Genomic DNA, 10000 nt, shown 5'->3' with positions numbered 1-10000 from the left:
GGGGGTCAGACGGCGGCGTGGAGCCAGCGGACCGGGGCGCCGTCGCCCGCGTACCGGAACGGCTCCAGCTCCTCGTCCCAGGGCCGCCCGAGCATCTTGTCCAGCTCGTCCTCCAGCACGCACCGCCCCTGGGCCGCCGTCATCATCGCTGCCCTGAGCCGGTCCTCGGGGATCATGATGTCGCCCGAGACGCCGATGACCGCGGTGAAGGCGCCGAGGGTCGGCGTGTAGGCGTGGCGGGACCCGTCCACACCGGGCGAGGCGTCCTCGGTGATCTCGAACCGGAGGCGCTGCCAGCCCATGAGCGAGGAGGCGATGGCCGCGGCGATGCCCGCGCGCCCCTCCCATTCCGCCTGTGCGCGCACGACGTTGGGCGCGGCGGGTTGCGGCGTCCACGTCAGATCTACGGGCACGCCAAGAACACCCGCGACTGCCCATTCGATGTGAGGGCACAGCGCGGGCTGAGCCGAGTGGACGTAAAGGACGCCACGAGCAGACACCGGACCTCCCGTTTCGGTACGAGGTGCGCCTTCCCCAACGGCCTCGCCCCGGGATGATCACAAGTGACTAGGGAGAGACTACCGTCGGTCGCTATCCGACACCAGAGGGGGGCCATACCAACTTGGTGCGGGAGTCGCATGTGACAGTTGGACGAGCGGGGATACATACCGCCTCATGGAAATCCAATCAGTCGGCGCGGCGTTCATCCGGCCTGGTCAAGTGCTGACCGACCGCACAGCCCTGTCCGCCGCGGCGCGCTGGACGCAGGCGGTGTCGGAGGCGGACGGCGTCTGCGTGATCCACCTGTCGCCCGGCGCCGACCCCTGCGAGGTCACGGCCGAACTACGCGAGAAGGGCCTCAGAGCGTCGCCGAACCACGTGCTCCGCGGCCAGCCCCTGTTCTTCGGCGGTCCCGCGTCCAGGCCCTTCCCCGTCCCGCCGATCCACCACAAACCGGGCCGGTCCCACTCGGACGTGGTGGTGGGGCTGCTCGACACAGGCGTGGCCAAGCACCCGTGGTGGGCCGGCAGCGACTGGTACGGCCAGACCGCCCCCGAGAACGCCGACGCGACGGAGGGCTCGCAGGCCGGCCACGGCACGTTCATCGCGGGCCTGCTGGCCCGCCGGGCGCCGGGCGCGGCGCTGAGCGTGCACCGGGTGCTCGACGGCGACGGCATCGGCGACGAGGCGACCGTCGTACGCGCTCTCTACCGCATGCGCGAGCGCCCGCCACAGGTGCTCAACCTCTCCTTCGGCGGCCACACCTTCGACGACCGGCCGCCACCTCTGCTGCACGACGCCATCGCCTCGCTTGCCGGCACGGTGACCGTGGCCTGCGCCGGCAACACCGGGTCCGACCGGCCGTTCTGGCCCGCGGCTATGCCCGGCGTGGTGGGCGTGGCCGCCGTGGACGCGTCCGAGGAGCGCAGGGCCCCCTACTCCGGCTACGGCACCTGGGTGGACGCCTGCGCCCGCGGCGACTGGCTGACCAGCAGTTTTCTGGACGGAGGCGACTTCGCGGGATATGCGACATGGAGCGGCACGTCGTTCGCCACCGCCCTGGTGGCCGGGGCCGTCGCGGACGCGGCCAAGAGCGAGCCGGCCAAGGAGGTGGCCAGGCGGCTCTTCGACTCGGAGGGGACCCGGCAAATTCCCGATCTGGGAGTTCTCATCCCGGCGAGTCTGTAGAGTTTACGCTCAGTCCTCAAGCAATCACGAGGAGACATGACCGCCTCTTCGTGCCGGGCGGAAGGAGGCCGCATGCGGGATCCAGCGGAGCTGCTCGTCGCGGCCGCCGAGGGCGACCGGTCGGCTTGGGACGAGCTCGAGTCCAGGTTCGGGCCGCGCATGTGGGCAGTGGCCCGCGCGTGCGGCCTGAGCCCCTCCGACGCGGCGGACGCGGTCCAGGGCTCCTGGCTGCGCCTGCTCCAGCACGTCCAGAACATCAGGGACCCCGCGGGGGTGGGGGGCTGGCTCATGACGACCGTGCGCCGCGAAGCCCTCCTGCTCCTGCGGAAGGAGCGCTCCGGCGTCTCCTCCTTCGAGGTCGTCGAAGACCCTGACCCGGAGTCCGCCGTCCTGGAGGCCGACGGCAGGCGCCTGCTGTGGAAGACGGTCTCCACCCTGCCCGAACCCTGCCGCTCACTCCTCCAGCTGGTCGCCATCGACCTCGGCAACCAGCAGATGGCGGCTCGGCTCGGACTCCCCATCGGCAGCATCGGTCCGACCAAGGCCCGCTGCCTGGAAAAACTGCGCACTCTGCTCTCAATACAGGAGACAGCGCAATGATCAACGATGAGTACTTCCTGGCGGCCCTCCGGTTGGCCTCCGGGAACGACCCGATCCCCGGTCACGTGTCCGCCGCCGCACGTGACGCCTACGGGCTTCGGGTCCCGGGAGCGGTCACGGCCGCCCCCGGTGAGTGCGCCGCAGCCAGCGGCGTGCGCGACGACGAGGGGTGCCATCTGGTGCGCTTCGTCACAGCGGATCTCACCTTCGATCTGGAGGTGACGATCGGCGACGGCCTCATCGATGTCGCGGGACATATCTCCCCCAACCCGGGAGAGGGCGCCCTCATCGATGTGAAGACCCCCCATCTCACACTGACCCGGCGGATCACGCCCACCGGCGAATTCGCCGTCACCGGTCTGCCGCCAGGCTGGCTCAGCGTGGTGTGCCACCGGCCCGAACACAAACCCGTCCAGACCAGATGGGTACGCATCCGTCCCTGACCCCATACCGACCCGACCCCCACCGACCAGCCGAGAGAGCCGCGACCCCTCTCTCGGCCGTTTCGTTCCAAGGCCCTACATGAGCGCGACACCAGATCCACCCGGCGACCGCGACCCGCTCGTCGTGGCGGCCGAGGCCGCCGTCATGCGCTCCCTGGTCGATCCCGACCACGCACTCCAGGCGGGCCGCTTCGTCCTGTCCGCCGCCCGCCGCGCCCGTAACCCCGAGGCCGAGGCCGTCGCGCTCAGAGCCATCGCGCTGGCCGACCGTGAGCTGGGCGATCTCCGCAGCGCCGAGCATCACCTCCGCACGGCCATCGCCACCGAGGGCGCCCCGCCGGAGAGGGTCGCCCAGGCCCGCCTCTCCCTCGTCACCGTACGCACCGAACGCGGCCACCCGCTCCAGGCCCTCCGCGTGGCCGCCCAGGCCTGGTCGCACCTCTCGCCGCTCGACCGCGCCAAGCTCGACACACAGCGCGCGGTGGCCCTGGCCCGCCTCGGCCGCCACCAGGAGGCCATCGCGTCCTGCGACCGCGCGCTGCGGGTCCTGGTGACCGCTCCCGGCACCATCGACGACCGCAGGTTCCTGGCGGGCGGGATGCTCAACCGCGGGCTCGTCCACTCCTACCGCGGCGACTGGGACGCCGCCATGCGCGACCTCACCGCCTGCCTGGAGATCTCCCAGCGCTCGGGTCTGCGGCACCTGGCCCGCCTGTCCGCCGCGAACCTGCCCTTCCTGGCAGTACGGCGTGGCGACATCGCAGGGGCGTTCAAGCACTACCGCGAGGCCGAGGACACCCTGTTCGGCTTCCCCGAACGGCTGGCCACCATGCGGGCGGACTTCGCCGGCGCCCTGCTGGCCGCCCACCTGCCCGGCGAGGCCAGGGCCATGCTGAGCCTGGCCGTACCCGATCTCGAGGCGTCGGGCGCGCACGTGGCACTGGCCGAGGCACGGCTGAAGCTGGCCCAGGTGGAGCTGCTCACCGGCGACCCGCACCGGGCGCGGCAGGTGGCCGAGCAGGCCGCCGCCGAGCTGGCCGCGCAGGACCGGACGTCGTGGCTGCCGCTGGCCAGAGAGGTCGTCCTGCGCTCCCGGCTGGCGCTCGAACCCGTCACGCCCGCCCTGGTCGCCGAGCTGGTCGCGTGCGCGGACGAGCTGGAGTACGGCTTCGCCCACCTGGCAGGGGCGGCTGCGTTGCGGCTGGTCGCGGCCGAGGCGGCGCTCGCCATGGACGACCACCCGACGGCCTCGGGACAGCTCGCCCGGCTCACCGAGCACGCCGAGCGGGAGGAGCCGTGGGCCCCGGTCGGCACCCGGCTGACCTCACTGGCCGCGGAGCCCGCCCGGACGCCGGAGATCCCGGTGCCCGTACGGCAGCACGCGCTCGCGCTGGAGGCGTCGCTGCAGGAGGACGCCACGGGGGCGTTCCGGGCGGTCCGTAACGGGCTGTCGGAGGTGAGCGAGCGGGTGGAGACGTTCGACGACCCTTCGCTGCGCGCCCACGCGGCCAGGGCCGGGGAGCGGCTGGCGGCGTTCGGGCTGGGGCTGGCGGTGCGTGGAGGGTGTGCAGGGGAGGTGTTCGAGTTCGCGGAGCGGTGGCGGGCGGTGGCGGCGGCCTCCCATGCGTGCTCGCTGGTGGCTCCCGATCGGGTACGGGCCGGACTGGGGTCTGGTGCGCTGGTGGAGTTCGTGGCGGACGAGGATGCGCTGCTGGCCGTGGTGATCACTGCCGAGCGGGTGGTGCTGCGGCGCGTGGGCGACGTGCGGCCGATCAAGGAGGCGATCGTCCGCCTGCGTTACGCACTACGCCGGCGGTCCGCCGAACGCTACAACGCACCGCAGCCCGGTTACGACGACCCCCCGGGACTGCGGCACGCCGACGAGCCGGAGCTTGGTACGCCACGGCACGGTGACGAGCCGGACCTTGGGGCACGGCGGCAGGCTGACGAGCGGGTCCCTGCGGCACCACGGCATGCCGTCGAGCAGGACCCTGCGCTGTGCTCGCCCTGTGACGTGGGCAACGTCGAGGCGGCAGGCCTGGAGGTCGAGCGGCTGCTGTTGCGCCCGCTGCTGGCCGACCTGGGCGACGGGCCGCTGGTGGTGGTGCCGGTGGGCGCCCTCCACACGCTGCCGTGGGGTGCCCTGCCGTGCCTGCGCGAACGGCCGGTGACCGTGAGCGCCAGCGCGGCCGCCTGGGTGCACGCCAAGGAGCTCGGTCTCGCCCGCCGGGGTGATCCACCGGTGGTGGTGGCGGCAGCCGGGCCCGCTCTGGCGCACGCGCACGCCGAGGTGGCGAGCGTACTGGCCTGCCACCCGGACGGCCGCGAGGTGCCGGCACACACCAGGGCGGTGCTGGAGGCGCTGGAGGTGGCCGACGTGCTGCATCTCGCCGCGCATGGGGTCTTCCATGCACGTAGTCCGCTGGTGTCCGGGATCACCTTGGATGACGGCTCGCTCATGGCGTACGACCTGCTGGACACCCCGCGGTCGCCGGGGCTGGTGGTGCTGTCGGCCTGCAATTCCGGGATGTCGCGCACGCCGGTGGAGGGCGCGCCGCTGGGCCTGCCCGGGACATTCCTGGCCAAGGGGTCGTCGTGCGTGGTGGCCGGACTGGTGCCGGTGCGCGATGAGGCGGCTCGGGCGCTGATGAGCATGTTCCACGAGCTCGTGGCGGCGGGTCACGCACCGGACGCGGCCTTGGCCGCCGCCGCGGCCAAGACGGGCGAAACCGGCTTCGTCTGCTTCGGCGCAGGCGACCAGCCGTTGTACTAGGGCTTGGCGGTACGGGCCCCACCGCTCCCGCTGGGCCCCACCTCTTTCGTTGCGGGCCGCCACCGACGCACGCGACTCGGCGGTCGGCGGTCGGCGGTCGGCGGTCGGCGGTCGGCGGTCGGCGGTCGGCGGTCGGCGGTCGGATCATGCTCCGTGCTGATGCTGGGCCGCAAAGAGCCCTCCGGCACGAACATGTCGCCTGCCGACTTGGCGCAACCGCACCGCAGGCCGGGTCCGCTCGAGCCGCCGGCCCAGCTGGCCCGGCGTGCTCCAGGCGCGCGCCACCGGCGGCCGACTGGGGGCATCTGGGCGCGTAGGTCACCCAGTCGAGAGGCACCACGGCCGACTCGCCGATTCAACCGACGCCACACCCAACCCCGGAAGCATCCCCGAGGACCGGTCGAGGCGCATGGCCAAGCGTGCCGTCCGAAGCAGGCGGACGCCGGTTCGGGGACGGTCAGGTCAGCCGGTGGCGACCGGTCTTGTGGGGTCGGCGACCCAGTTGGACCAGGAGCCAACGTAGAGCGCGGCGGGCAGACCCGCCACCTCCAGCGCGAGCACCTCGTGCGCGGCCGTCACGCCGGAGCCGCAGTACGCGCCCGCCTGAACGCCCTCACCGAGCCCGAGGCCGGCAAAGCGGTCCCGTAGCGCGGCGGGGGCCAGGAAGCGGCCGTCGGGCCCCACGTTCTCGGTCGTAGGCGCGTTTACGGCCCCGGGAACGTGCCCGGCCACCGGATCGATCGGTTCCACCTCGCCCCGGTAGCGTTCGGCGGCCCGGGCGTCGAGCAGCACGCCCTGGGTGGCCAGCGCCGCCGCCTCGTCAGCCGCCAACATCGGCATCCCGCCCGCCCTCGCGGTGAAATCCCCCTCGGTGGCGCCGGACGCCGCCAGGTCCGGTGTGTCCTTCGTGGTGGGGAGCCCGGCCTCGATCCATCCGGGCAGCCCGCCGTCGAGCACGCGAACGTCCTGGTGACCGAAGTAACGCAGCGCCCACCACGCCCTGGCCGCGACCGTGGACCCGGCGTCGTCGTAGACCACCACCGGCCGCCCGTTCGACACCCCCAGCCGCCGCATCGCGCTCTGGAACGCGCCCGCCTCGGGCAGCGGATGCCGCCCGCCCTCGCCGGGAGGCGCCGCGAGGTCCTTGTCCAGATCGCAGTAGACGGCGCCCGGAATGTGCCCCTCGCGATAGAACTCCACCCCGGGCGGCCCGCCCAGCCGCCAGCGAACGTCGAGCACCGTCACGTCGTCGAGCGCGGCGAGCTCGGTGGGTGTGATCAGCGGGCTGGTCAAGTGCGTACCTCCAGGAGCGGGACATACTGCTCGGCCGCCGTCATCGAACCGTGGTATCCGATGAAGAGCGCCTCGATCGGGTTGTGGGTGGGGGCGGTGATGGCCAGGTCGGTGTACGGCACGGCCACGACGTCGCCGATGCGTTCCAGCCACATGTCCCGCACGCGTGGCCCGAACCAGCCCGACTCGACCGCCTCCTGTCTGGACACTACCCAGGCCTTCCCGCGAAGAGTGTCGCGCCACGCCTCCAGCACGTCTTTCCCCGCTCCCTGCTCGGCGTAGACGTGCCTGGCCCTGGCCTCCCCGCCGAGCAGTGCCACGCCTTCCGTCAGCTGGGGAACTCGCTCGGCGTCGATCTTCTCGGTGGCGTTGACCATGCCGTGGTCGGCGGTCACGTAGAGGGCGGAACCGGGAGGCAGGCCCTCGGCGAGCCGGTGCGCCATGTCGTCGACGATGGCGAGCTGCCGGAGCCACTCCTCGCTCCCCCATCCCGTCATGTGCCCGGCGGCGTCCAGATCGCCGTAGTAAACGGTGACGTGCGCCGAACCTGCCCGCATCGCCTCGTGCACCCGCGCGACGCGGTCGTCCACGGCGTCGGCGGCCACGTAACGCACGCCTCGATAGACGGCCCTGGTCAGCCCGGTGCCCTCGAACTCACCGGGACCGACGTAGACGGAGTCGATCCCGGCCCGGACGGCGCGCTGGTAGACGGTCGGGGCGGGCTGCCACTGGTCCGGATCCATGGTCAGGCCGCCGGGCATGGTCCACCGCAGGCAGTTGAACAAGTGGCCGGTGCCGGGCACGGCCAGCGTCAGCCCGAGCATGCCGTGCTCGCCCGGCGTCAGGCCGGTGCCCAGGGAGCAGAGGCTGGTCACGGTGGTGGCGGGGAATCCGGCGGTGAGCGTCCTGCCGGCCAGACCGGAGAGGAACGGGGCGGCCTCGGGGTGCGCCCGCAACAGCTCGGCCCCCAGGCCGTCCACCAGGAAGAGGCAGACGCGCTCCGCGGGCTCCAGGACGAGCGGGGGATCGTTCAATGCGGTGAGGGCGGTGGCCGTGTCGCGCGCGGCCGGCGCGTTGGGCACATTCGCCGTTACGGGGGTATCCGCCGTATTTGGCGTGCTCGCCGTGCCGGACGCGTCCGCTGTCGTGTCGGGAGCGTTCGCCGCGTCGGGCAGGGTCGCCGCACCAGGCGCGTCCCCTGGCGTTTCGGGGGCACTCGCCGTGTCGGGGGAGTTCGCCGTGTGGCGAGCGGTCGCCGTACCAGGGGTGCCGGGCTCGCGCACGCCCAGCGCCGCCAGCAACGCATGAGGCAGATCCGCCAGCGACCCGCCGCCGTACCCCGGCACCAGCATGCCCATCATCCTATGCCTTCGCGGATCTCTCCCTCTGCTCGCGGCCCCCCACCCTTCCTTTACGGCCAGCCAAGTTACCCGCACTCGCCGTCGCCGGTGTCCGACCGTCATGGCCGGTCGTGAAGGCTCACGGGGTGCTCGCCGTTACGAGCGCATCGTGGGCCGGCTTCTTCGCTGACACGTCGGCCGGTGCCGCACCCATCATGGGGCGCCGATCGGCGGCGGCCAGGAAGCGGCCGGGGGGGTGGTCACGAAGCGGCGCGAGCGGTGGCCTCGGAGAGGGCCTTGGCGAAGGCGAGGACGTGGGTGACCGCTTCCGGGCCGTCGGCCGCCTCGCTGACCCTGAGCGACAGGTCGTCGGCCGTGATCGCGCCCGTGTAGCCGTGGTCGGCCTCGCAGTTTTCGTCGCCGCACGTGGCCGGCTCCAGGTCCACGTGGGAGATGGCGCCCCAGCCGATCGTGAGCGTCGCCTCAGTCGGAGGGACCCCTGGCACGTAGGAGGCGGGGTCGGGCACCACGCGAGTGACGGCGACCGACTGGACGCGGCTCAGCCGGACGGCCTCCGTGGTCGTGGAGGCGTGGGAGGTCGAGACACCCTCCACCGCAGGGTGCTCGTCGGTGTGGCAGACCAGCAGCCGTGTCGCCGACAGCACCAGGACGGTGACGTGCCTGCGCACCTCCATCGCGGGATCGAACGTGGCCTCGTGATGGACCACGAAGGCGGTCACCGCCTCCTTGCCCAGCGCGGATTCGACCGCGTCGGTGACGAGGTCGGGATAGTAGCCGCTGCGCTCGATCGCTTCGCGCAGGCCCGCGGCGGAGACTCGGGTTTCCCTCATGGGTCCATCCTGCCAGGACCGGGCAGTACACTCACCCGCCGTATATAACGCTCTATAACGTCTTTATCCAGGCATCAGCAGGCACTTGGGTTCACTACATTTACCGCCATTCGCCGCCATTCGCTGAGAGCGGATCACGAGAGCCTACGGGGGCCTCCGTCGAGGCGCGGGCCCGCAGGAGTGCGCAGGGTGGTGCGGGCGCCGAGGATGATGACGTTCGACTCTCCGACGAGCACCTGGTCCAGGTCCAGCCGGGCCACCTCCGGCAGGTCGCCGGCCAGGCGGCCGACGCGTACCAGGAGGTCTTCCAGGGCGTCCACGGCCACGGGCGGGTAGCCGTACTGGCCGAAGAGGAGCGGGGCCGCCCGCACGGAGCGCACGAGCGCGGCGGCGTCTTCGCGGGTCAGGGGCGCCAGCCGGAACCCCTGGTCGAGCAGGAGGCGCGCGGTCACCTCGCCGAGCCCGAACGACACGACGGGGCCGAACGCGGGGTCCTCGACGGCGCCCACGACGGTGGGCACGGCGGGCTGCGGCGCCATCCGCTGGACCGCCAGCTCCACCTCCTCCCCCAGCTGATCGGCGAACCCGGCGAAGGCGTGGCGCACCATCTCGGGCCCGGTCAGGCCGAGCCGGACGGTGCCCGCACGGCGCGAGGCGCCGGGGTCGGCCACCTTGAGCACCACGGGCCACCCGAGCCGCTCGGCCGCCTCCACCGCCTCGTCCGGCGACCGCACCACCTCGGCCGGCCAGACGGTGAGGCCGTAGCAGGAGAGCAACTCGGTGGCGTCGATCTCGACCGGAGGGCCCGGCTGAGCGAACACACCCGACGGCGATTCGTTGACGGCGCCCCGCGGCTCTTGGGATCGCCCGGGCACCTCTCCGGAGGCGGCGCCTGGCGGCTCGGCGACCGTGCCCGGCGATTCCGTGGAGCGCCCCGACGATCCGCCGGTGGCGCCTCGGGATCCGGCGGTCGTGCCTTGAGGTCCAGCTGGGCCGTCGGGCGCCCCAGCT

The 10000-nt window shown here is 72.7% G+C and carries 9 protein-coding genes; 4 read left to right on the top strand and 5 right to left on the bottom strand.

Annotation, left to right across the window (positions count from 1 at the left end; genetic code table 11):
- Positions 1-5 precede the first annotated feature (5 nt).
- Positions 6-500 (bottom strand): DUF3145 domain-containing protein, encoded by a 495-nt coding sequence (locus tag AB0J09_RS43625; RefSeq protein WP_360704845.1) that lies wholly within the window; start codon positions 498-500, stop codon positions 6-8.
- A gap of 175 nt (positions 501-675) precedes the next feature.
- Here AB0J09_RS43625 and AB0J09_RS43620 point away from each other — a divergent pair, with 175 nt between their 5' ends.
- The 4 genes from AB0J09_RS43620 (at position 676) to AB0J09_RS43605 (ending at position 5505) form a co-directional block, all read left to right on the top strand.
- Entirely contained in the window at positions 676-1689 is a 1014-nt protein-coding gene (locus AB0J09_RS43620) for a S8/S53 family peptidase (protein ID WP_360704842.1), read from the top strand.
- 72 nt (positions 1690-1761) lie between these two features.
- Entirely contained in the window at positions 1762-2289 is a 528-nt protein-coding gene (locus AB0J09_RS43615) for a sigma-70 family RNA polymerase sigma factor (RefSeq protein ID WP_360704839.1), read from the top strand.
- Positions 2286-2732 (top strand): hypothetical protein, encoded by a 447-nt coding sequence (locus AB0J09_RS43610; protein WP_360704836.1) that lies wholly within the window; start codon positions 2286-2288, stop codon positions 2730-2732. The genes AB0J09_RS43615 and AB0J09_RS43610 overlap by 4 nt, the downstream gene beginning before the upstream one ends.
- A gap of 79 nt (positions 2733-2811) precedes the next feature.
- Positions 2812-5505: a CHAT domain-containing tetratricopeptide repeat protein gene (locus AB0J09_RS43605; RefSeq protein WP_360704833.1), complete on the top strand. Its 2694-nt coding sequence runs from the start codon at positions 2812-2814 to the stop codon at positions 5503-5505.
- Between the two features lie 462 nt (positions 5506-5967).
- On the opposite strand, the gene AB0J09_RS43600 is transcribed toward AB0J09_RS43605, so the two are convergent.
- The 4 genes from AB0J09_RS43600 to AB0J09_RS43585 form a co-directional block, all read right to left on the bottom strand.
- Positions 5968-6798 (bottom strand): sulfurtransferase, encoded by an 831-nt coding sequence (locus tag AB0J09_RS43600; RefSeq protein ID WP_360704830.1) that lies wholly within the window; start codon positions 6796-6798, stop codon positions 5968-5970.
- Positions 6795-8150 carry an alkaline phosphatase family protein gene (locus tag AB0J09_RS43595; RefSeq protein WP_360704827.1) on the bottom strand — a complete coding sequence of 452 codons (1356 nt, stop codon included), beginning with the start codon at positions 8148-8150 and terminating at the stop codon, positions 6795-6797. Before AB0J09_RS43595 ends, AB0J09_RS43600 begins: the two co-directional genes overlap by 4 nt.
- 248 nt (positions 8151-8398) lie before the next feature.
- Complete coding sequence (locus AB0J09_RS43590) at positions 8399-8989, bottom strand: DUF5998 family protein (RefSeq protein ID WP_349451723.1); 591 nt, start codon at positions 8987-8989, stop codon at positions 8399-8401.
- A 134-nt stretch (positions 8990-9123) separates the two neighbouring features.
- Positions 9124-10000 (bottom strand): acetate--CoA ligase family protein (locus AB0J09_RS43585; protein WP_360704824.1); only part of this gene is annotated, 877 nt, incomplete at its 5' end.

This window comes from Nonomuraea sp. NPDC049784, assembly GCF_040659615.1.
Lineage (GTDB): Bacteria > Actinomycetota > Actinomycetes > Streptosporangiales > Streptosporangiaceae > Nonomuraea.
Note: the sequence above shows the minus strand (reverse complement) of the source record. Positions and strands in the feature narration are given on the sequence as shown.